The organism is Janthinobacterium sp. C22 (assembly GCF_057919405.1).
On the sequence record NZ_CP193659.1, the window covers coordinates 1,347,394 to 1,367,027 of the forward strand.

The 19,634-nt window shown below is 61.3% G+C and carries 20 protein-coding genes and 2 pseudogenes; 11 read left to right on the top strand and 11 right to left on the bottom strand.

Going from position 1 to position 19,634, the window contains the following annotated elements:
• Positions 1-236 precede the first annotated feature (236 nt).
• From ACRHIG_RS06160 to ACRHIG_RS06175, 4 genes are read right to left on the bottom strand one after another with little or no spacing between them, the layout of a single operon-like run.
• Complete coding sequence (locus ACRHIG_RS06160) at positions 237-2,285, bottom strand: sodium:solute symporter family protein (RefSeq protein ID WP_489629665.1); 2,049 nt, start codon at positions 2,283-2,285, stop codon at positions 237-239.
• Positions 2,282-2,596, bottom strand: coding sequence for a DUF4212 domain-containing protein (locus ACRHIG_RS06165; protein ID WP_489629666.1), 315 nt, complete (start codon positions 2,594-2,596; stop codon positions 2,282-2,284). The genes ACRHIG_RS06160 and ACRHIG_RS06165 overlap by 4 nt, the downstream gene beginning before the upstream one ends.
• Positions 2,589-4,121 (bottom strand): sensor histidine kinase, encoded by a 1,533-nt coding sequence (locus tag ACRHIG_RS06170; RefSeq protein ID WP_489629667.1) that lies wholly within the window; start codon positions 4,119-4,121, stop codon positions 2,589-2,591. The genes ACRHIG_RS06165 and ACRHIG_RS06170 overlap by 8 nt, the downstream gene beginning before the upstream one ends.
• Positions 4,118-4,852 (bottom strand): response regulator transcription factor, encoded by a 735-nt coding sequence (locus ACRHIG_RS06175; RefSeq protein WP_326458745.1) that lies wholly within the window; start codon positions 4,850-4,852, stop codon positions 4,118-4,120. The genes ACRHIG_RS06170 and ACRHIG_RS06175 overlap by 4 nt, the downstream gene beginning before the upstream one ends.
• 255 nt (positions 4,853-5,107) lie before the next feature.
• Between ACRHIG_RS06175 and recA the strand changes: the two genes are divergently transcribed.
• The 6 genes from recA to ACRHIG_RS06205 all read left to right on the top strand — a co-directional run bounded on the left by recA (position 5,108) and on the right by ACRHIG_RS06205 (position 10,737).
• Positions 5,108-6,211, top strand: coding sequence for a recombinase RecA (gene recA / locus ACRHIG_RS06180; RefSeq protein WP_076565922.1), 1,104 nt, complete (start codon positions 5,108-5,110; stop codon positions 6,209-6,211).
• A gap of 203 nt (positions 6,212-6,414) precedes the next feature.
• Positions 6,415-6,870, top strand: coding sequence for a recombination regulator RecX (gene recX, locus ACRHIG_RS06185; RefSeq protein WP_326458744.1), 456 nt, complete (start codon positions 6,415-6,417; stop codon positions 6,868-6,870).
• 488 nt (positions 6,871-7,358) lie between these two features.
• A complete protein-coding gene (locus ACRHIG_RS06190; protein ID WP_475417501.1) occupies positions 7,359-7,919 on the top strand; it encodes a DUF2889 domain-containing protein in 561 nt (186 codons plus the stop codon).
• A gap of 75 nt (positions 7,920-7,994) precedes the next feature.
• A complete protein-coding gene (sucC, locus tag ACRHIG_RS06195) occupies positions 7,995-9,164 on the top strand; it encodes an ADP-forming succinate--CoA ligase subunit beta (protein ID WP_230539079.1) in 1,170 nt (389 codons plus the stop codon).
• Positions 9,165-9,177: 13 nt separating this feature from the next.
• Positions 9,178-10,059 carry a succinate--CoA ligase subunit alpha gene (gene sucD, locus ACRHIG_RS06200; protein ID WP_475417500.1) on the top strand — a complete coding sequence of 294 codons (882 nt, stop codon included), beginning with the start codon at positions 9,178-9,180 and terminating at the stop codon, positions 10,057-10,059.
• Positions 10,060-10,272: 213 nt separating this feature from the next.
• Entirely contained in the window at positions 10,273-10,737 is a 465-nt protein-coding gene (locus ACRHIG_RS06205; protein ID WP_475417499.1) for a pilin, read from the top strand.
• A 21-nt stretch (positions 10,738-10,758) separates the two neighbouring features.
• Here ACRHIG_RS06205 and ACRHIG_RS06210 read toward each other — a convergent pair whose 3' ends face one another.
• Positions 10,759-11,481, bottom strand: coding sequence for a flagellar brake protein (locus ACRHIG_RS06210; protein WP_489629668.1), 723 nt, complete (start codon positions 11,479-11,481; stop codon positions 10,759-10,761).
• 163 nt (positions 11,482-11,644) lie between these two features.
• Here ACRHIG_RS06210 and ACRHIG_RS06215 point away from each other — a divergent pair, with 163 nt between their 5' ends.
• On the top strand, positions 11,645-12,025 hold the full coding sequence (locus ACRHIG_RS06215; RefSeq protein ID WP_489629669.1) for a DUF6713 family protein: 381 nt from the start codon (positions 11,645-11,647) through the stop codon (positions 12,023-12,025).
• 6 nt (positions 12,026-12,031) lie between these two features.
• Here ACRHIG_RS06215 and ACRHIG_RS06220 read toward each other — a convergent pair.
• A pseudogene (locus ACRHIG_RS06220) lies at positions 12,032-12,154 on the bottom strand (cyclic pyranopterin monophosphate synthase MoaC); the annotation flags it as partial.
• Between the two features lie 336 nt (positions 12,155-12,490).
• Here ACRHIG_RS06220 and ACRHIG_RS06225 point away from each other — a divergent pair.
• Positions 12,491-13,423: a sialate O-acetylesterase gene (locus ACRHIG_RS06225; protein WP_489629670.1), complete on the top strand. Its 933-nt coding sequence runs from the start codon at positions 12,491-12,493 to the stop codon at positions 13,421-13,423.
• Positions 13,424-13,633: 210 nt separating this feature from the next.
• Here ACRHIG_RS06225 and moaC read toward each other — a convergent pair whose 3' ends face one another.
• Positions 13,634-14,140, bottom strand: a complete 507-nt coding sequence (moaC, locus tag ACRHIG_RS06230) for a cyclic pyranopterin monophosphate synthase MoaC (protein ID WP_475417910.1) — start codon at positions 14,138-14,140, stop codon at positions 13,634-13,636.
• A 186-nt stretch (positions 14,141-14,326) separates the two neighbouring features.
• Between moaC and ACRHIG_RS06235 the strand changes: the two genes are divergently transcribed.
• Entirely contained in the window at positions 14,327-15,916 is a 1,590-nt protein-coding gene (locus ACRHIG_RS06235; protein ID WP_475417908.1) for a M48 family metallopeptidase, read from the top strand.
• Between the two features lie 3 nt (positions 15,917-15,919).
• Here ACRHIG_RS06235 and ACRHIG_RS06240 read toward each other — a convergent pair whose 3' ends face one another.
• From ACRHIG_RS06240 to ACRHIG_RS06255, 4 genes and pseudogenes are all read right to left on the bottom strand, one after another.
• Complete coding sequence (locus tag ACRHIG_RS06240; protein WP_489630754.1) at positions 15,920-16,510, bottom strand: DUF2946 family protein; 591 nt, start codon at positions 16,508-16,510, stop codon at positions 15,920-15,922.
• 66 nt (positions 16,511-16,576) lie between these two features.
• A pseudogene (locus tag ACRHIG_RS06245) lies at positions 16,577-17,539 on the bottom strand (YheT family hydrolase); the annotation flags it as partial.
• The gene (locus ACRHIG_RS06250) at positions 17,539-17,964 is read right to left on the bottom strand and encodes a YybH family protein (RefSeq protein ID WP_475417905.1); all 426 of its coding nucleotides are present in this window, start codon (positions 17,962-17,964) and stop codon (positions 17,539-17,541) included. The gene ACRHIG_RS06250 and the pseudogene ACRHIG_RS06245, both read right to left, overlap by 1 nt.
• A gap of 75 nt (positions 17,965-18,039) precedes the next feature.
• Complete coding sequence (locus ACRHIG_RS06255) at positions 18,040-18,234, bottom strand: zinc-finger domain-containing protein (protein ID WP_034780619.1); 195 nt, start codon at positions 18,232-18,234, stop codon at positions 18,040-18,042.
• 258 nt (positions 18,235-18,492) lie between these two features.
• On the opposite strand from ACRHIG_RS06255, the gene ACRHIG_RS06260 reads away from it, so the two are divergent.
• On the top strand, positions 18,493-19,239 hold the full coding sequence (locus ACRHIG_RS06260; protein WP_475417904.1) for an AzlC family ABC transporter permease: 747 nt from the start codon (positions 18,493-18,495) through the stop codon (positions 19,237-19,239).
• On the top strand, positions 19,232-19,582 hold the full coding sequence (locus ACRHIG_RS06265; RefSeq protein ID WP_326458733.1) for an AzlD domain-containing protein: 351 nt from the start codon (positions 19,232-19,234) through the stop codon (positions 19,580-19,582). The genes ACRHIG_RS06260 and ACRHIG_RS06265 overlap by 8 nt, the downstream gene beginning before the upstream one ends.
• Positions 19,583-19,634 lie beyond the last annotated feature (52 nt).

Consider the following 19,634-nt stretch of genomic DNA (forward strand, 5'->3'; position numbering starts at 1 on the left):
GCCAATGCCTGACGGGGCATCAGCCGCTGGGCTGGCGGCTGCCGTTTGGGCGGGCGCCTGCGGCGATACGAAGGCCAGCAACAGGCAGGCAGTCACAACGCGGGTGAGCGCCATATAGCGTTCAAGAGAGACCTTGCCGGGTATCATTTTATCCCTTGATGGTTAGTAAATAAGGTATTTATTTATGCATTATTTCTAGAGGCTATCATTGTTTTTACGTTTGAGGCAGCAGGCCGTTATTCCGGCGCCCGGATATGCTCGACCAGTCCCCTGCTGCGCCGTCCCGGCGCCGGCGTCAGCCAGCTGACGAGGATGGCGGCGGCCAGGCCGGCGGGCACGCCGAAGATGCCGGCGGAAATCGGGGCGATATGGAACCATTGACCGCTGGCATTGCCTCCCAGCATGGTGCTGGTGTGCAGCATGTAGTACAGGCAGACGCCAAAGCCCGTCAGCATGCCGGCCAGCGCGCCCTGGTAATTGGCGCGTTGCCAGAAGACACCGAGCACCAGCGGCGGGAACAGGGTCGAAGCGGCCAGGGAGAAGGCCACGCCCACCAGCGACAAAATGTCGGCCGGCTTTTGCGAGGCCGCATAGGCGGCGATGAAGGCCACGGCCAGTAGCAGCAGTTTGGAAATCGTCACGCGCTTTTGCGTCGAGGCGCTGGGATCGACCACCTTGTAATAGACGTCGTGCGACAGGGCGTTCGAGATGGCCAGCAGCAAACCGTCGGCCGTCGACAGGGCGGCGGCCAGGCCGCCGGCCGCCACCAGGCCGGAAATCACGTAGGGCAGGCCGGCAATCTCGGGCGTGGCCAGCACCAGCACGTCGGCGTCGATGGAGATTTCCGCCAGTTGCACGATGCCGTCGCGGTTGACATCGACGATGCTGATCAGGGGACTGAGCTTGTCCACGTTGGCCCAGTACGACACCCAGGTGGGCAGGTTCGCGTATTGCGTGCCCACCAGCGCCGAGTAGATATCGTACTTGACCAGCACGGCCAGCGCGGGAATCGTGAGATAGATCAACAGGATGAAGAACAGGGTCCAGAACACGGACACGCGCGTTTCGTGCACGGAGGGCGTGGTGTACGATCGCATGAGGATGTGGGGCAGGGCGGCCGTGCCCAGCATCATGCAAAATACGAGGGCCAGGAAATTGTTGCGCTTGATGTCGGACTGTTCCCGGTCGGCGGCGGGAAACGGCTGCGCGTGCGGAATGATCGGTTCGGCGCGTTTCTGGTTTTGCGCCTGCGCGGCCTGCCACAGCACGCGTGCCTCGTCGGGACTCTTGGGATAGGCGATCAGGTAGCGCTCCGCGTTGCGGATGTCGAACAGCGAGGTATTGCGCTGGCGCAAACTGTCGAGCTGGCGCTGGGCCGCCAGGCGGCCTTGCTCCCAGGAACCGGGCAAGCCGTCGATGCGCGCCTGGTAGCTTTGCGCGCGCTGGCGGAAGATGGCGCGCACTTCGTTTTCTTTCGGGTCCGTTTCCAGCACGTGTTCGCGTGCGCTCAGTTGCGGCAGCACCTTGCCGTAGGCGATCTGCGGCACGGGATTGTCCGCATGCTTGACCGACAGCCATATGGCGGGAATCAGAAAGGCGACGAGGATGATGATGTACTGCGCCACCTGCGTCCAGGTGATGGCGCGCATGCCGCCCAGAAAGGAACAGACGAGGATGCTGGCCAGGCCCAGGAAGATGCCGACGGAAAAGTCCACGCCCGTGAAGCGCGAGGCGATCAGGCCGACGGCGTAGATCTGCGCCACGACATAGGTGAACGACACGATGATGGTGGCGGCCACGGCCACCACGCGCACGCTGGCGCCCCGTTTGTCGGTGCCGCTGCCGTAGCGCGCGGCGAGGAAATCGGGAATCGTGTATTGGCTGAACTTGCGCAGGTAGGGCGCGATCAATAGCGCCACCAGGCAATAGCCGCCCGTCCAGCCCATGATGAAGGCCAGGCCGTCGAAGCCGTTCAGGTACAGGCCGCCCGCCAGGCTGATGAAGCTGGCCGCCGAAATCCAGTCGGCGGCCGTGGCCATGCCGTTGAACATGGCCGGCACCCGGCGCCCCGCCACATAGTATTCGGTAACGTTCGAGGTACGGCTGATGACGCCGATGGTGGCGTACAGCGTGATGGTGACGAGCATGAACAGGTAGCCGATCCACGCGCGCGGCATGCCTTCCTGTTCCAGTACCGACAGGGCCAGCAGGAAGGCGGCGAAACCGGCGGTAAACAGCAGGTAGTAGCGGCACAGGCGCGCAAAGAAGCTGCGCTGGCCGCTCATGCTTGCTCCTCGGCATGGAAAGCCCGGTCGAGGCGCCGCATGCGCCAGGCATAGAAGGCGATGATGGCCAGGTACACGAGCGAGGCGCCCTGGGCCGCCATATAAAAGGGAAGGGGCCAGCCGAACAGGTTCAGGTGCAACAGCTCGCGCGCATAGAACACGGTCAGGAAGCCCGTCAGCAGCCAGACCAGCAGCAGGATGGCCGTCAGGCGCCGCGTCTTGCGCCAGTGCACATCGCGGCGCGCCTGCAGCTCGGGGCCGGGCGTGCGCGACGGCTGCGGCGGCGTTGCGGAAAGGCTGGGTTTATCCATACGTGATGTCATCCTCTTCTGGCGCTTCCGGCAACAGCAGGGCGATGCTCAGGCGCAGCAGGGTGCCTGGCAACTTCGGCGACGTGGCGCGCGGATTGTTAAAAATATCGACTTCGGCGCCATGCTGCTGCGCAATCTCGCGCACGATGGCCAGGCCCAGGCCGCTACCGTCGACATTGCTGCCAAGAATGCGGTAAAAGCGCTCGAATACGTGGGCCCGCTCGGCCGGCGCAATGCCGGGGCCCGTATCTTCCACTTCCAGGATGGCCAGTTCCAGGGTGCTGCGCACGCGCACCGTGACGCTGCCGCCCGACGGCGTGTAGCGCAGGGCATTGTCGATCAGATTGCTCAGCAGCTCGCGCAGCATCATGGCATTGCCGGAAATCATGATCGAATACGCGGGCTGTTCGAAGCCCAGGTCGATATGCTGGGCAAACGAGGCTTGCACCCAGTCTTGCACCACGCCGCGCGCCAGTTCGCTCAGTTCGATCGGCTCGAATGCCGTGCCCGCCTGCGGCTGGTTTTCCGCGCGCGCCAGGGCCAGCAGCTGGTTGACCAGGCGCGTGGCCGCTTCCGAGCTTTTCGCCAGCTGCAGCAGCGAGCGGTGGATCTCGTCGTGGTCGGTCTGGCGCAGGGCCAGCTCCGATTGCATGCGCATGCCGGCCAGCGGCGTCTTCATCTGGTGCGCCGCGTCGGCGATGAAGCGTTTCTGCATGTCGATCGACAGCGACAGGCGCGCCAGCATCTCGTTGAGCGAACCGACCAGCGGCGTGATTTCCTCGGGCACCTGGCCCGATTCGATGGGAGAGAGGTCGTCAGGCGGCCGGGCGCGTATGCGTTCCTGCAATTGCGCCAGCGGCGACAGGCCGCGCGCCAGGGCAAACCAGACCAGGGCCAGGATCACGGGCAGGATGATGAACTGCGGCAAAATCACGCCCTTGATGATTTCATTGGCCAGCTGGGCGCGCTTTTCCAGCGTCTCGGCCACTTGCACCAGCGCGCGGTTCGGCTCATCGTCGTTGCCGGCAGGAATATCGAGATAGCTGAACGCCACGCGCACGGGCGTGCCGTGGATGGTGTCGTTGCGAAACAGCACCATGCCGCTGCGGTATTTGTCGGGGTCTTGCGGCGGCGGCAAGTCGCGGTCGCCGTCGAGATATTCGCCGTGCGGACCCACCACCAGGTAATACAGGGTGTCGATATCGTCGCCGCGCAGGAAGTCGCGGCCGCTGCTGCTCTTGTCCGGCGCACGGCGCAGCAGCGCGCCATCGGCCTGCTTGACCTGTTGCGTCAGCACCGTCACGCTGTCTTCCAGCGCATGGTCGAACGGTTGATTGGCGATGCCCTTGGCCACCAGATAGGTGATGGCGATGCTCATCGGCCACAGCAGCAGCAGGGGCGCCAGCATCCAGTCGAGGATTTCGCCGAACAGCGAATGCTCGATGGTGTCATCCTGCTCCGTGGTGGGCGGCTCGAACCAGTCGTCGTCGTCCGGCTCGTCCGCTGGCGCCTCGCGCGCCTTCACTTGCTGGCGGGACCGCTGGCAGGAGCGGCGGCCTCGCCCGCTTCGGCTTGCAGGCGCGCCGCTTCCGAATATTTTTCCAGGCAATAGCCGAGGCCGCGCACGGTGGCGATGCGCACGCCGCCCACCTCGATCTTCTTGCGCAGGCGGTGCACATATACTTCGATGGCGTTGTTCGATACTTCCTCGCCCCATTCGCACAGGTGGTCGACCAGCTGCTCTTTCGAGACGAGCCGGCCGGTGCGGCCCAGCAGGATTTCCAGCAAGCCCAGTTCGCGCGCGGACAGGTCGAGCATCTGGTCGTTGATGTAGGCGCTGCGTCCCACCTGGTCATAGCTGAGGGGGCCGTGCTTGATGATGGTGGCGCCGCCGCCGGCGCCGCGGCGCGTCAGGGCGCGCACTCTTGCCTCCAGTTCCGACAGGGCGAACGGCTTGGCCATATAATCGTCGGCACCGAGGTCGAGGCCATTCACGCGCTGTTCGATGGAATCGGCGGCCGTCAGGATCAGCACGGGCAGCAGCGAGGCGCGCGCGCGCAGGCGGCGCAGCACTTCCAGGCCGGACATCTTCGGCAGGCCCAGATCGAGGATCAGCAGGTCGAATTCCTGGGTGGACAGGGCCGTATCGGCTTCCTGCCCGGTCTTGACGTAGTCGATCGCATAACCGGACTGGCGCAGCGAGCGGGTCAGGCCATCGGCCAGCACGCTGTCATCTTCGGCAAGTAAAATACGCATGGTGAGGCTTCCTATGCTTGCAGCGGTAGAAGCTTGTATTGTGTTTCATTTTCCGCAAGGTGGCGAGTTTTTGTGAAAAACCAGGCTTGTATTGATCTGTTTCAAAACAAATCCACGTTCCGCTTGCATTGATCACTGTTTTTTTATACAGTACTGTCTGTGTAAAGAATTTAACCCACTGGCGCTATCGCAGGCTGCACGGTTCACGTAGATGCGTCACGTGAATCCGCACCTGTAGAACGGCTGAAAGAACATATGGACGATAAAAAAGCTGTAGTACCCGCATCGGAAAAAGCCAAGGCGCTCGCCGCCGCACTGGCGCAGATCGAGAAGCAGTTTGGCAAAGGTTCGGTCATGCGCATGGATGCCAGCGCACCGATCGAAGAAGTGCAAGTCGTGTCGACCGGTTCGCTCGGCCTCGATATCGCGCTGGGCGTGGGCGGCTTGCCGCGCGGCCGCGTGGTGGAAATCTACGGTCCGGAATCGTCGGGTAAAACCACGCTGACCCTGCAAACCATCGCCGAAATGCAAAAACTGGGCGGCACCTGCGCCTTTATCGATGCCGAGCACGCGCTGGACGTCGGTTACGCGCAAAAGCTGGGCGTGAACCTGCATGAATTGCTGATCTCGCAACCGGACACGGGCGAGCAGGCGCTGGAAATCTGCGACGCCCTCGTGCGTTCGGGCAGCGTCGACCTCGTCGTCATCGACTCCGTGGCGGCACTGACGCCACGCGCCGAGATCGAAGGCGACATGGGTGATTCCCTGCCAGGTTTGCAAGCGCGTCTGATGTCGCAAGCGCTGCGCAAGCTGACCGGCTCCATCAACCGCACGAATACCCTGGTCATCTTCATCAACCAGATCCGCATGAAGATCGGTGTGATGTTCGGCAGCCCGGAAACGACCACGGGCGGCAATGCGCTGAAATTCTACGCCTCCGTGCGCCTGGATATCCGCCGCACGGGCTCGATCAAGTCCGGCGATGAAGTGATCGGCAACGAAACCAAGGTCAAGGTCGTCAAGAACAAGATCGCGCCGCCGTTCAAGGAAGCGCACTTCGACATCCTGTACGGCGCCGGCACCTCGCGCGAAGGCGAAATCCTGGACCTGGGTTCGGATGCCAAGATCGTGGAAAAATCCGGTTCGTGGTACAGCTACAACGGCGAACGCATCGGCCAGGGCAAGGACAACGCCCGCGCCTTCCTGCAAGAGCGTCCGGCGCTGGCCCGCGAAATCGAAAACAAGGTCCGCGCTTCGCTGGGCGTGCGCGAACTGCCGCCGCTGGCCGCTGAAAAGCCGGAAAAAGCGGATAAGGCCGCCGACAAGGCTGCCAAGGCTGCGGAAGCCAAGGCAGAGTAGGTCGGATTGGCGCGGCAAAGCCGCGCGTAATCCGACAACACCACAGACGTCAACAATGTTGTCGGATTACGGCCCAAGGGGCCTAATCCGGCCTACGCATGGCTTGCTGCAAGGTGTGACCATGATCGCCGTCCCGCGCTGTTGCGCCGGGCGGCGATTGTGTTTGGGTGATGTGATCGTGGAATGAAAGACAAGGTGGGTGTATGGCCGCAGTACAACTAAGCCTGAAGGGCAGGGCGCTACGCTTTTTGTCGATGCGCGAACACAGCCGCATGGAATTGCGGCGCAAGCTGCAGCGCCATGCGCAGGAGGGCGACGACGTGGAAGCCTTGCTCGACAGCCTGGAGCAAGCCAACTGGCTGTCGCAGGAGCGGTTTTCCGAGTCCTTGATCCACCGCCGCTCGGCCCGCTTCGGCAACAGCCGCATCATGGCGGAACTGCAAAGCCATGGCATAGGCGGCGAAGCGTTGCAGGAACTCAAGGCGGGCCTGGCCGAAGGGGAAGTGGCGCGCGCCTGCGAGGTGTGGCGCCGCAAGTTTGGCCAGGTGGCGCAGGATGCGGAACAGCGCAACAAGCAGATGCGCTTCCTGATGCAGCGCGGCTTTTCCCAGCGTGCCGTGCAGGCGGCCTTGAAGGGGCTGGAGCCGGAAGACGACTAGGCGCGCGCCGCTGGCCGTCCCTCCGGTCCCGCTGTGTTCCTTCTGCAACAGTTCGTCGCTGCCCCGTGCCTTGCCTGCCAGGCAGCCTTGCTCCAGATCATTGTTTTACTGGCAAGTTCACTTTCCTCGCCGCCAGCCTTTCGATCGGATGGCATATTGTTGCGCTGCGTGGGGCCGGGCCTGACCGTGCCGCCGTGGGCTGCGCCGGCGCAGCCATTCGGTCAGGTGTTTCGCGGCGCCCATCGGTCATATCTATCATCACCGCCCGTGATAACAGGCTCAATTTCCATGTGAGTTCTTTATACTTTGAAATGTTTTTATCAAAGCAATGAAAAATTATGTTGCGGCGCAACCGGCGCCTACTGTGCTACACTTTTAGGGTTTTTGCGGCGCCGCAGGTGCGGTTGCTGTTCGTAGAAGCTGCGAACAGAGTGCTTTAGGCACATGGCTGCTTACTAAATTATGGCCGCGCAAGCGGCATCGGTCTTATGCCCCTGTCAACTCCCGTATCCCGGCGCGCCCTACGGCACTCCCGCGTTATCGACGTCCAAGCGTATATGCGCGACGACGGCCTGTGGGATATTGACGCCCATATCACCGATATCAAAAGCTATGACGCGACCCTGGCCTCCGGCCCCCGTCCCGCCGGCGCCCCTCTGCATGACCTCCATTTACGCATTACCGTCGATCGCGAACTGACCATTGTCGAGGCCGAAGCCGCCTCCGATGCCGTGCCCTATCCCGGTTTTTGCGATACCATCGGCCCCGCTTACAGGGCGCTGATCGGTTTGAACCTATTGAAGAATTTCCGCCGCGACTTGAAACAGCGCCTGGCGGGAATCGCTGGCTGTACCCATTTGACCGAATTGGCGCAAGTCTTGCCGACTGCGACGGTTCAGGCATTTGCCGGCGATGTCTGGTCGACCCGTGACGGTGCGAATGCTGACTTGTCGCATGAAAAGCCGTTCCAACTCGACAAATGCCACGCCCTGCGCACCGATGGCGGGGCGGTTGCACAGTATTACCCGCGCTGGGTAGCCAAGGTGTGATCCCGGCGCTGTTTTTCCTGTTTTTTTGCACCACTAACCGTATTTTTACAAATCAGTATCAGAAGGGAAGCCAGCATGAAAATCCATGAGTATCAAGCCAAAGAAATCCTCCGGCAGCACGGAGTGACGGTACCACGCGGTATTCCGTGCATGTCCGTCGAAGAAGCCGTCAAGGCTGCGGAAACCCTGGGCGGCCCGGTGTGGGTTGTCAAGGCGCAGATCCACGCAGGTGGCCGCGGCAAGGGCGGCGGCGTGAAAGTGGCAAAATCGATGGAACAGGTCAAGGAATACGCTGACCAGATCATGGGCATGCAGCTGATCACGCATCAGACCAGCGCCGAAGGCCAGAAAGTCAACCGCCTGCTGGTGGAAGAAGGCGCCGACATCAAACAGGAACTGTACGTTTCGCTGGTCACCGACCGCGTTACCCAGAAAATCGTCCTGATGGCATCGTCCGAAGGCGGCATGGACATCGAAGAAGTGGCCGAGAGCCACCCTGAGAAGATCCATCACGTCACCATCGATCCGGGCACAGGCCTGACCGATGCCCAGGCAGACGACATCGCCGCCAAGATCGGCGTGCCTGCCGGTTCCATCGCCGACGCCCGCGTCAACCTGCAAGGCCTGTACAAAGCCTACTGGGAAACCGATTGCTCGCTGGCCGAGATCAACCCGCTGATCGTCACCGGCAGCGGCAAGGTCATCGCCCTGGACGCCAAGTTCAACTTCGACCCGAACGCCCTGTTCCGTCATCCGGAAATCGTCGCCCTGCGCGATCTGGATGAAGAAGATCCAGCTGAAATCGAAGCGTCGAAATTCGACCTGGCTTACATCTCGCTCGACGGCAACATCGGTTGCCTGGTGAACGGCGCCGGCCTGGCCATGGCCACCATGGACACCATCAAGCTGTTCGGCGGCGAGCCAGCCAACTTCCTGGACGTCGGCGGCGGCGCCACGGCAGAAAAAGTGACCGAAGCGTTCAAGATCATGCTGAAAAACCCAGGCCTGAAAGCCATCCTGGTGAACATTTTCGGCGGCATCATGCGTTGCGACGTGATCGCTGAAGGCGTCATCGCCGCAGTGAAAGCCGTCTCGCTGAACGTACCGCTGGTCGTGCGCATGAAGGGCACCAACGAAGACCTGGGCAAAAAGATGCTGGCCGATTCCGGTCTGCCTATCATCGCAGCCGACACCATGGAAGATGCAGCCAAGAGCGTCGTTGCCGCTGCTGCCGGTCAAGCTTAATTAAGGAATCAACATGTCCATTCTGATCAATAAAGATACCAAAGTCGTTACCCAAGGGATCACCGGCAAGACCGGCCAGTTCCACACCCGCGGTTGCCGCGACTACGCGAACGGCAAAGCTGCCTTCGTGGCAGGCGTGAACCCGAAGAAAGCCGGCGAAGATTTCGAAGGCATTCCTATTTTCGCTAACGTTACCGAAGCGAAAAAAGAAACCGGCGCCAACGTTTCCGTGATCTACGTACCGCCAGCAGGCGCGGCAGCGGCGATCTGGGAAGCTGTCGAAGCTGAAATGGATCTGGCCATTTGCATCACCGAAGGCATTCCTGTCCGCGACATGATGGCCCTGAAGGACCGCATGGCGAAAGCTGGCAGCAAGACCTTGCTGCTGGGCCCTAACTGCCCAGGCCTGATCACGCCAGACGAAATCAAGATCGGCATCATGCCAGGTCACATCCACAAGAAGGGCCGTATCGGCGTCGTATCGCGTTCGGGCACCCTGACCTATGAAGCAGTGGGTCAACTGACCGCACTGGGTCTGGGCCAATCGTCGGCAGTCGGCATCGGCGGCGACCCGATCAACGGTCTGAAGCACATCGACATCATGAAGATGTTCAATGACGATCCAGATACCGACGCGGTCATCATGATCGGCGAAATCGGCGGTCCGGACGAAGCCAACGCGGCTTATTGGATCAAAGACAACATGAAAAAACCGGTCGTCGGCTTCATCGCTGGCGTGACGGCTCCTCCAGGCAAGCGTATGGGCCACGCCGGCGCGCTGATCTCGGGCGGCGCCGATACGGCACAAGCCAAGCTGGAAATCATGGAAGCTTGCGGCATCACCGTGACCAAGAACCCGTCGGAAATGGCGCGTCTGCTGAAAGCCATGCTGTAATTTCAGCCCGCTGACCGTAGTACAAAAAAGGAGCTTCGGCTCCTTTTTTTGTCCGCAAGACAGGCCGTTTTCCGGCCTGAGCGGACGGCGCTGGTCCGATAGCGCCCAAATGTGTCGCTTTTCTTTCCATGTGTACCGCCGCTGCCCGGGCGCGCCGCTGGCATGGCGCTTGCACTGTGAAGGGCATGACCAACTGCACTCCGGGAGGATGCGATGCGCGCGCAAAGCGGATTTACCCTGATAGAACTGATGATCGTGGTGGCCATCGCCGGCATCCTGGCGGCCGTGGCCATTCCCCAGTACGGCGACTATACGATGCGGGCCAAGGTCAGCAACGTGCTGGCCGCCGCCGCACCGTTGAAAACGGCCGTGGCCCTGTGCGTGCAGGAAAATGGGGGCGAGGCGGCCGCCTGCAGCACGCCCACCGAGAGCGTACCAAGTTCCATTCCCGTGTTCAGTGCCACGCGCGAAGTGGCGAGCGCCACTGTGGACAAGGGGAATATCGTGCTGACCCTCGCTGCCGACCTGGGTACGGGGATCGGTGGGCAAAGCGTGACGATGACCATGAAGCCGGGTACCAGTAGCCTGAGCTGGTTCAACAGCACCACCGTGACGAATCTGGCGGCGAAGGAAGCGATTATCAAAAACAACATTCCCGACGTGACCCCGACCCTGTAAGCGGCGCTTGCCAGCCGGGTATCAGACGATTTTTTGCCGGTCCGCGATCAGCGCTTCATAGGTAAGGTTTTGCAACAGGGTGTAGTGGGTCGGTTCCAGGTCGATGAATTGCACGCCATATGTATAGATTTCGGCTGCGTCGGCGGCATGGCCATTCGACGGCTTGCCCACGCTGACGTTCTGGATGCGGGCGCGCGTGTTGACGCGCATCTGATGCTTGTTCGGCTGCACCAGCAGGGTAAAGCTGAGCGCCACGCCGTCGTCATCGGGCGTGAGCATGCCGGGCGCCTCGATCAGCGCGCCCGACACGCTGAGGTTGACGATGAATACGGGCACGGCCGCCACGTCGCGGTAGCTCAGCTGCGCCGGGATCTCCACTTTCACGCGCATGGCCGTGCGCAGGCTGGTGCCCTGGATGGTGTCGGGAAAGCTCAGGTGCACGTAATGGAGCGGCCGGCCGAAGATGCGCAGCACGCTGCACGCAAACGAACAGACGGTGACGCCGGAAAACACACGGATGGTCAGCTTGTCGCCCTCGTTGAGCACGATGGAGGCGCCATTTTCCATGGGAATCTTGACGATCAGGTACTCGTCTTTCACATAACCGATCACGGTCGAGAAATGCTGGATGGGTTTGATGGTGCGGTGCGTGATGAACTGAATGCGTCCTCCCACCTGCAGATTCATGGCTTCGAATTCGAAGTCCTGGAGCTTGCTTTCCGCGGCGGGCTTGTTGCTTGTCATGCGATGCTCATGTGGATATGGTCGACTCGCAGTATGCATGATTTCTTGATGAAAAAGCATTTATATCAATGAATTTCATATTGATATCGAAAAGTGCCATGGACAGGTCCCGCTGCGCGTTGCAGGCTTTACAATTGCGTCAATACTGACGAATGTAAATTTTATGCCACGCAGCTATTTTTGGACCATGTTGTGCCTGATCCTGCATCAAATCGATGCTGCCTACTGGAAAGAGTGGGAGATGTTTCATGTGCCAGGCGGCATACAGGGTTTCCTGATATTCAATCTGGCGGCGATCGCCGTGGTGCTGGCCGGTTACCGGCACGTGCTGTTGGCCACCCCGCGAGCGCCCCTGTATGCTTGTGTCTGCGCCGCGCTGGGCGTGGGAACGTGCCTGATCCATGCCGGCTTTGCGCTGGCAGGGCAGGAACAGTTCCACTTGCCCCTGTCCATGGCCATCATCGTGCTGTGCCTGGCCAGTGCCATCTGGCTGCTGTGCGACTTGCGCCGCGTCCGGGGCCAGCTGGCGCGCCAGGCAGCATAATGACACCTCGGCGTGCCAATCGCCCGACTTGCCCCCATGCTTCTCCAGCACGCGCACGTTGGTCATGACCATGCCCCGGTCGACGGCCTTGCACATGTCATAGATCGTCAACAAGCCGATCTGCACGGAGCGTCAGCTATTTGCTGCCACTACCTTTGTATCAAGTGGCGCAGCAAGCCTGGACGCCATATTCCTCCTGCATATCAGTAGCTACCTCTGGTTTTTTGACACTTTGAATAGACGCATGCGAAGACCGCAATACTATTTATTTCCATAAGACACATCTTCGATTTTTATCAATAACGAGAGTTTTTGATTGATATATTTTATGGTGTGTTGTTAGTTATTTCTGCAGCGTATGAGCAATATTCCAATTTTACCCATGCAGGAGTGGGAGATGACGTGAAAGTGGAAGCTTGCGGGCACCGTATGCGTGAGACGTGATATTTTTCTATGGATGTCAAAATGACTTCAATGATGAAAAATCTTCGGTTGTCTAAGTATCTTCTTCTGGTACCTTGCTGTTTGATAATTGTTGCGTGCGGTGGTGGTACTGGCAATGCTCCTGATACTCCTGTGATTATTCCCGTCACTCCTGTCGCCCCGATTACTCCAGTCATCCCTGTCACCCCCACCCCCGTCATACCCACCATACCCGTCCCTCCTGCCATTCCAGTTACCCCTGTACCCCCCGTCACCCCTGTCATTCCAGTTACCCCCGTTATCCCGGATCCCTTGCCGGAACTACGGATTCTGGTCATCGGTCAATCGATATCGTCGAATTGCAATGAGCATGTTTATCCTGCGGCGGATAATGTATTTCAGGTAGGCAAAGATGGAACAATAAAAAATGCAAGCGATCCTTTTGAGTGGGCCGACTGCAATAAAGGATCCATGTGGGTGCCGCTGGGAAAAAAGCTTATTGTGGGCGGTATCGCGCGTAAAGTTGTATTCATGCCGATTGGTGTAGGTGGAACTAAAGTGGCAGATTGGCAGGTTGGTGGTCTTGCTTTTGGAAAGCTCAATAGCGCAATTGGACTAATCCAGGCACTGGGAATTAATTTTGATTTTGCTTTTTGGCATCAAGGTTCCTCGGATTATGGTACCGATAAGGATTTATATATCCAACGATTGGGTGAGGTAATCGACTACGTCAATGGTAAAGTCAAGGTGAAGCGCTGGATGATTGCGGTACATTCTCGTTGCGGGGCATATGATCGCAATATCGAATCTGCTCAACTAAAGTTTGGCAATGCCCCTGATTTGAAGCGTTATCCCGGACCAAACACTAATTTGCTGGGTGATGAGTATAGGTTTGATGCTTGTCATCTAAACGAAAAAGGACAGGAAAAAATGTCGTCGATGTGGCTTGATTCGATGAAAGCTGCTCTTGAATGAGCCGACGTAATCAGCATATGCTGTTTGAGCAGCAATCCCATGAAATATTTGCGTGAAAATTAAACGGCCCTCATGCCTTTGGCCCAGCGATAGCCGACATGGTGCCGGTGGCCTTGCCCGTCTTCATGAAAGCGCCACGTCTGTGCCGGTGTGGCACAGAGTCTCCACGATCCTACGTGTTAATTCAGCGCGTCTGCTTGCCGCTGAAATTCACACTGCCGCCGTCCAATCGCCCGACTTGCCGCCATGCTTTTCCAGCACGCGCACATTCGTCATGACCATGCCCCGGTCGACGGCCTTGCACATGTCGTAGATCGTCAGCAAGCCGATCTGCACCGACGTCAGCGCTTCCATCTCCACGCCCGTCTTGCCCGTCGTGTCGACCTGGGCGCGGCAATGCACGCTGTTGGCCGCTTCATCCACATCGAAATCGACGGTGACGCGCGTGAGCGCCAGCGGGTGGCACAGGGGAATCAGGTCGCTGGTGCGCTTGGCGCCCATGATGGCGGCGATGCGGGCGATGCCCAGCACGTCGCCCTTTTTCGCATTGCCGGAAATGATCAATGCCAGGGTGGCGGGCTGCATGCGGATGGTGCCGGCGGCCACGGCGCTGCGGCGCGTCTCTTCCTTGCTGCCCACATCCACCATATGGGCCTGGCCCGTGGCGTCGAAATGGGTCAGTTCCCCGGCGGGGGCTTGCTTGTCTGCTGTTGTCATGGCGTCAAAATAGATGAGGGAACGGGGGCGCGGCACGTCCGGCCACCACGTCATGCCACTGGCATGTCGCGTGGGAATGGGCGCCGCTAACAAGGTATGATAGCACCCGTGAATTCAAAAACTCCCCTTCCGATCGTCCCTGAAAACGCCGGCACGGCATGGTTGCGCGGCTCCCGGCGCGCATCCATGCTGGCGGCATTGTGGCTGGCGGCGCCGTTTGCGCTGGCGCAAACCTATACGTCCGCGCCTGCGGCGCCGGCCGCCGGCGCGGCAGCCAAGCCTGCCGGCAGCTGGACGCCGCTGGCCGTGCCGCCGGCGCCGAATCTGCCGAACCTGGGCGATACGTCGCGCGAAGACCTGTCGCCGGCGATGGAGCGCAAGATCGGCGAGGAAATCATGCGCGGCATCCGCGGCGACCGCGACTATCTCGACGACGCGCCCTTGCTCGAATACCTGAATACCTTCGGCAACGCCCTCGTGGCGGCGCGCCCCAGCGTGCGCGGCGAAACGAATTACGACTATTTCTTCTTTGCCGTGCGCGATCCCCAGTTGAATGCGTTTGCCTTGCCGGGCGGTTTCATCGGCGTGCACTCGGCCCTCGTGCTGGCGGCGCAAACGGAGGCGGAACTGGCTTCCGTGCTGTCGCACGAGATCGGCCACGTGGCGCAGCGCCATATCGCGCGCATGCTGGGCCAGCAGCGCCAGGATGCCCTGATGCCGCTGGCGGCCATGCTGCTGGCGGCGCTCGCTTCGCGCGCGGGCGGCGACGTGGCCATGGGCGTGTTTGCCGCCGGCCAGGGCCTGGCCATCCAGCGCCAGCTCAATTTCGGCCGCGACGCCGAGCGCGAGGCCGACCGCATCGGTTTCCAGATCATGGGCGAAGCCGGTTTCGACACCACCGGCATGGTGGCCTTCTTCGGCCGCATGCAGGCGGCCAGCCGTTCGTACAGCGACCTGATGCCCGCCTACCTGCAAACCCACCCGCTGACGACGGAACGCATCGCCGACATCCAGGCGCGCATCCGCGAGCAGCCCTACAAGCAGCGTGCGGACAGCCTGAGTTTTCACCTGGCCCGGGCGCGCGCCCGCGTGCTGCAGGATGAAAGCGTGCAAGGCCTGCTGAACGCCAAGGCCGTCTTCAAGACGCAGCTGGAACAGCAAAGCCGCTTCCAGGTGACGGCCGCCCATTACGGCTTGTCCTTTGTCGCCGTCAAGCAGGGCAAGCCGGCGGAGGCGCAAAAGGAGCTCGATGCGGCCAATGCGGCCCTGCACCAGCCGGCCGGACCCAACGTGTTCACATCGGGCGGCACGCAGGCCCCCAATTCCCTGCTGGCGGCGATGGGGCTGGAAGTGCTGTTGATGCCGGCGCAAAAGAAGGAAGTGGCGCCGCAAGCCCTGAAGGCGGCGGACTCTGCGCGCCAGCAGTTTCCCCTCTCGCGCGGCATTGCCCACCAGTATGCGGAAGCGCTGATGGCTGCCGGCAAGCTGGAGCAGGCAACCTTGTACCTGCGCGAGCAGGTGCAGCTCTACAAGGAAGAGCCGGAACTGTACGATTTACTGGCGAAAGCCTATGCGGAGCAGGGCAAGATGACCTTGCAGCACATGGCGCTGGCCGAATCCTACGTGCTGCAGGGCGCCACCATGGCCGCGCTGGACCAGCTGACGATCGCCCGCAAGTCGACGGATGCGACCTTCTATGACCAGGCCGTGATCGATGCGCGCGAGCGCGAATTGCAGGAAAAGCGCCGCGAACAGATCAAGGACCAGAAGGGCTGACGCCTATTCGGCTTGCGGCATCGGCTGGAAGTCGAAGGTTTGCGGCACGGCGTCGTAGCGCAGCGGCTGCACGGCGATCTCCTTGTCGTCATGTAATAGAGTCAGCTTGCCCCGGCGCTCTTCCAGCCACGCCAGCAAGGCCTCGTCGCTGGCCGCCTGGCCATCGACGTGCAGGGCGTCCAGCACTTGCGCCATGTCGCGGTCATCGACCTGCGCCACGATATGATCGTTGCGCAAGATCAAGACGCCGTTGTCGCACCAATACACCTGCTCGATCTGTTCCAGCGGCGCGCCCGTCTGCAAGACAAAACCGTGCCGCGGGTCGCTGCGGGCGATGTAGGGTGTCGCTTCCAGATTTACATACACGCGCTGCGGGCCGTTCTGGAAGAACCAGCAGCCGCGTTCGTCATGGCCGTAATTGCGGTTGATAAATCCCAGTAGGGCCTCGTGGGCGATCTTGTCGCCAGGCAGTTGTCGCTGTTGCGCATGCTGGTCGCGCATGCGCCAGTGGCCGCGCGCGTCCAGGCCCAGCCAGCCGTAGCAGTGCGGTACGTTCGGCCATTTGGCCAGGGCCTGCTTGACGAGTTCATCCATGTGTAGCGTTTTCCGTGTGCGTTTGCGAACTGCCAGCGTGACAGCTTTGCGGCGTCGATGGCGCCGTGTTGCCGCCTTCAAAAAATGGAGCAGGCGCTGCGGCAGCCAGCGTGTGCTTCCCGGTAACTTACCTGCCGCAAAGCCGACGTGGCCGCCGTGGCGCGGATACTCGAGCGTGACCGTCGGCGCGGCGCTGTGCGGCAGGAAGCGCCCGGGCAGGAAGGGGTCGTTTTGCGCGTTCAGCACCAGGGTCGGCACGGTGATGTCCTGCAAGACGTGCTTGGCGCTGGCGCGGTGCCAGTAATCGTCGGCGTCGCGGTAGCCGTGCAGGGGCGCCGTGACGACATTGTCGAAGGCGTGCAAGTCGCGCGCGGCCAGCATGGCGTCGCGCGCAAACAGCCCGGGAAACTGTTCCAGCTTGGCCAGGCATTTGGGTTTGAGCGTGTTCAGGAACATGCGCGTGTAGAGCCGGTTGGCGCCCGATGACAGGGCCTTGCCCCCTTGCGCCAGATCAAGAGGAGCCGACACGGCGGCGGCCGCATCGATGAAATCGGCCTGGTGCTGCGACTGGCCCAGCCAGCACAGCAGGGCGTTGCCGCCCAGCGAGACGCCGGCCGCGTAGAATTTTCCCGTGGCGCGTGGGCGCAGGCGCTGCACGATCCAGTCCACTTCCTGCGCATCGCCCGAATGGTAGAAGCGGGGCGCCAGATTCGCTTCACCCGAGCAGCCGCGAAAATGCGGCACGGCGCCCGACCAGCCGCGCGCGGCCACCTCGGCCATCAGGGCGCGCGCGTAATGGCTGTTCGACGAGCCTTCCAGGCCGTGGAACAGCAGCACGAAGGGCTGGCCCGGCTGGCCGTCGACCAGGTCGACGTCGACGAAGTCGCCATCGGGCGCTTGCCAGCGTTCACGGCGGAAGGCCACGGCCGGCTTGGCGAGGCACACGGCAGGATAAATCGTCTGCGCGTGGCCGCCTGGCAGCCACAGCGGGGCGGTGTAGGGGGCGTTGTCAATAAGCGGCAAAGACATCAGTGCAGGATCTGCGTCCCCGCAACGTCGGCCGGCGCGCCACCGGGGGCGATGGAGGCGTGGTGCAGCACAATGCGCCAGCCGCGCGGGGTTTTCACGTACACATTCGTCGCCAGCAAGTGCGCCGGGCCGCCTTCTTCCTGGGTGACGCCTTCGATGACGGTGTGCACCGAACTCATCAGATTGTGCGTTTCATGCAGCTGCGCCGGCACGATGTGCAGGCCGCCGCCCGCCAGGATGGTTTCCCACGAGGCGCGGATGGCGGCATGGCCGATCAGGCGCGCGCCGCCCGGGTGGATGCAGACGATCTCTTCATCGTCCGCCCATAGCGCCATCAGCGCTTCGAGGTCGGCGCGGTGCAAGGCATCGTAGAACGCCGTTTCGACTTCGGCGGCGCTGCCATTGAGTTCTTTCAGACGTTTCATGACGACTCCGGCTTGAGCGGTATAGATGACAGGTGCAAATGAAAACGGCGCGCTGGGGGCGCGCCGCTGGGCAGTTTAATGGTGGCCGGCGCTGGCGCCTTCCTTCAGGGTGTAGGCCGTGCCGCAGTACGGGCACTTGGCGATACCGTCTTTGTTGAATTCCAGGAACACGCGCGGATGCGACGACCACAGCGGCATGGCCGGGTTAGGGCAGTGGGCTGGCAAGTCTTTACTGTCGAGTTCGACCGCTGGCTGGGTGGTTTTTGTCATCTTGTCATGCTCCGTGAGGCTGTATGGATGGAATTCGGCTGCTGCCAAAAGCACGATTTTAACGGATTCAGGCAGACAGCAAAAATCATGGCTAAAATGGCGGCTTGATCATCTTCGGCTGCGGCGCGGGTTTTCGCGGAAATATGGCAGCTGCAGCGCCACACTGACTGGATTTGCCTTGCCGGTATCACCGTTGCCGCCCATGTCGTCTTGCACCATTGTTGTGCAGTTACCACACTCAGCCTGCCGGGGACTCGCGTGAACACCCGCGTGAACGCCGTCCCGGCCCCCAACGACGATGCCTTGCTGAAAGATGCCTGGCGCGCCGGCCTGAACCTGGGCGCGCCCACCCTGCTGGGCATCGCCGCCTGGGGCATGGTGGTGGGCGTGGCCATGGTGAAAAGCGGCCTGAGCGTGGCGCAGGCGGGGGCCATGACCCTGTTTGTCTTTGCCGGCTCGGCCCAGCTCGCGTCCTTGCCCCTGCTGGCCGCGCAAGCGCCCGTGTGGGTGATCTTCGCCACGGCCCTCGTCGTCAATTTGCGGTTTGTTATCTTTTCCGTGCTGCTGGCCCCCCATTTCGCCCATTTGCCGTGGCGCCAGCGCTTTGCGCTTGGCTATGTGGCGGGCGACATCACCGTGGGCCTGTTCCTGCAGCGCTACCCGCATGAAACGCCGGACCCGGCCAAACTGCCTTTCCTGAAAGGCTTGATCTACCCCAACTGGCTGGCCTGGCAAACCGGTTCCTTCATCGGCATCGTGCTGGGCGCTATCGTGCCGGCCGAATGGGGTCTGGGCTTTGCCGGGACCCTGGCGATCCTGTGTGTGACGATACCGCTGATCCTCAGCCGCGCCGCCCTGTGCGGTGTGCTGGTGGCGGGCGCGGTCGCCGTGCTGGCCTTCAGCCTGCCCTATAAACTGGGCTTGCTGGTGGCCGTGGTGGTGGGCATGGTCAGCGCCATGGCCGTGGAAGAATTGACAGAAAAATGGACAAAACGCCATGTTTGACGGCATAGCCTGGGGCAGGAGCGACGTGTGGATCGCCATCGCCGTGCTGGTGGTGGCCACGGCCGCCACGCGCAGCACCTTCTGGCTGATCGGCCACCACATCACCATTCCGCGCCGCGTGGGCGAGATGCTGCGCTATGCGCCGGCCTGCGCGCTGGCGGCCATCATCGCGCCCGACATGCTGATGGAGGGGCAGCAAATCCACTTGGAGTTGTCGAATCTGAAACTCTTGTCGGGTATTGCCGCCACGCTCTTTTTCGTGATCCGCCGCAATATGCTGCAAACCATCGTCTTCGGCATGCTGGTTTTCACGGGCTTGCGACTGTTGCACGTTTTTCAGTAAAGCAGGACAAATCGGGGATTTGGTCTGGTCATTGCGGTAAAATAGCGCACTT

What these genes read in the sequence shown, in the direction of transcription:
- recX (WP_326458744.1), top strand. Translation starts at nt 6,415, where the DNA reads ATGGCCGCAGTACAACTAAGCCTGAAGGGCAGGGCGCTACGCTTTTTG.
- recA (WP_076565922.1), top strand. Translation starts at nt 5,108, where the DNA reads ATGGACGATAAAAAAGCTGTAGTACCCGCATCGGAAAAAGCCAAGGCG.
- ACRHIG_RS06190 (WP_475417501.1), top strand. Translation starts at nt 7,359, where the DNA reads ATGCCCCTGTCAACTCCCGTATCCCGGCGCGCCCTACGGCACTCCCGC.
- ACRHIG_RS06160 (WP_489629665.1), bottom strand. Translation starts at nt 2,285, where the DNA reads ATGAGCGGCCAGCGCAGCTTCTTTGCGCGCCTGTGCCGCTACTACCTG.
- ACRHIG_RS06265 (WP_326458733.1), top strand. Translation starts at nt 19,232, where the DNA reads ATGTTTGACGGCATAGCCTGGGGCAGGAGCGACGTGTGGATCGCCATC.
- ACRHIG_RS06215 (WP_489629669.1), top strand. Translation starts at nt 11,645, where the DNA reads ATGCCACGCAGCTATTTTTGGACCATGTTGTGCCTGATCCTGCATCAA.
- ACRHIG_RS06240 (WP_489630754.1), bottom strand. Translation starts at nt 16,510, where the DNA reads ATGGATGAACTCGTCAAGCAGGCCCTGGCCAAATGGCCGAACGTACCG.
- ACRHIG_RS06255 (WP_034780619.1), bottom strand. Translation starts at nt 18,234, where the DNA reads ATGACAAAAACCACCCAGCCAGCGGTCGAACTCGACAGTAAAGACTTG.
- ACRHIG_RS06210 (WP_489629668.1), bottom strand. Translation starts at nt 11,481, where the DNA reads ATGACAAGCAACAAGCCCGCCGCGGAAAGCAAGCTCCAGGACTTCGAA.
- sucD (WP_475417500.1), top strand. Translation starts at nt 9,178, where the DNA reads ATGTCCATTCTGATCAATAAAGATACCAAAGTCGTTACCCAAGGGATC.
- sucC (WP_230539079.1), top strand. Translation starts at nt 7,995, where the DNA reads ATGAAAATCCATGAGTATCAAGCCAAAGAAATCCTCCGGCAGCACGGA.
- ACRHIG_RS06235 (WP_475417908.1), top strand. Translation starts at nt 14,327, where the DNA reads ATGCTGGCGGCATTGTGGCTGGCGGCGCCGTTTGCGCTGGCGCAAACC.
- ACRHIG_RS06205 (WP_475417499.1), top strand. Translation starts at nt 10,273, where the DNA reads ATGCGCGCGCAAAGCGGATTTACCCTGATAGAACTGATGATCGTGGTG.
- ACRHIG_RS06225 (WP_489629670.1), top strand. Translation starts at nt 12,491, where the DNA reads ATGACTTCAATGATGAAAAATCTTCGGTTGTCTAAGTATCTTCTTCTG.
- ACRHIG_RS06250 (WP_475417905.1), bottom strand. Translation starts at nt 17,964, where the DNA reads ATGAAACGTCTGAAAGAACTCAATGGCAGCGCCGCCGAAGTCGAAACG.
- ACRHIG_RS06165 (WP_489629666.1), bottom strand. Translation starts at nt 2,596, where the DNA reads ATGGATAAACCCAGCCTTTCCGCAACGCCGCCGCAGCCGTCGCGCACG.
- ACRHIG_RS06175 (WP_326458745.1), bottom strand. Translation starts at nt 4,852, where the DNA reads ATGCGTATTTTACTTGCCGAAGATGACAGCGTGCTGGCCGATGGCCTG.
- moaC (WP_475417910.1), bottom strand. Translation starts at nt 14,140, where the DNA reads ATGACAACAGCAGACAAGCAAGCCCCCGCCGGGGAACTGACCCATTTC.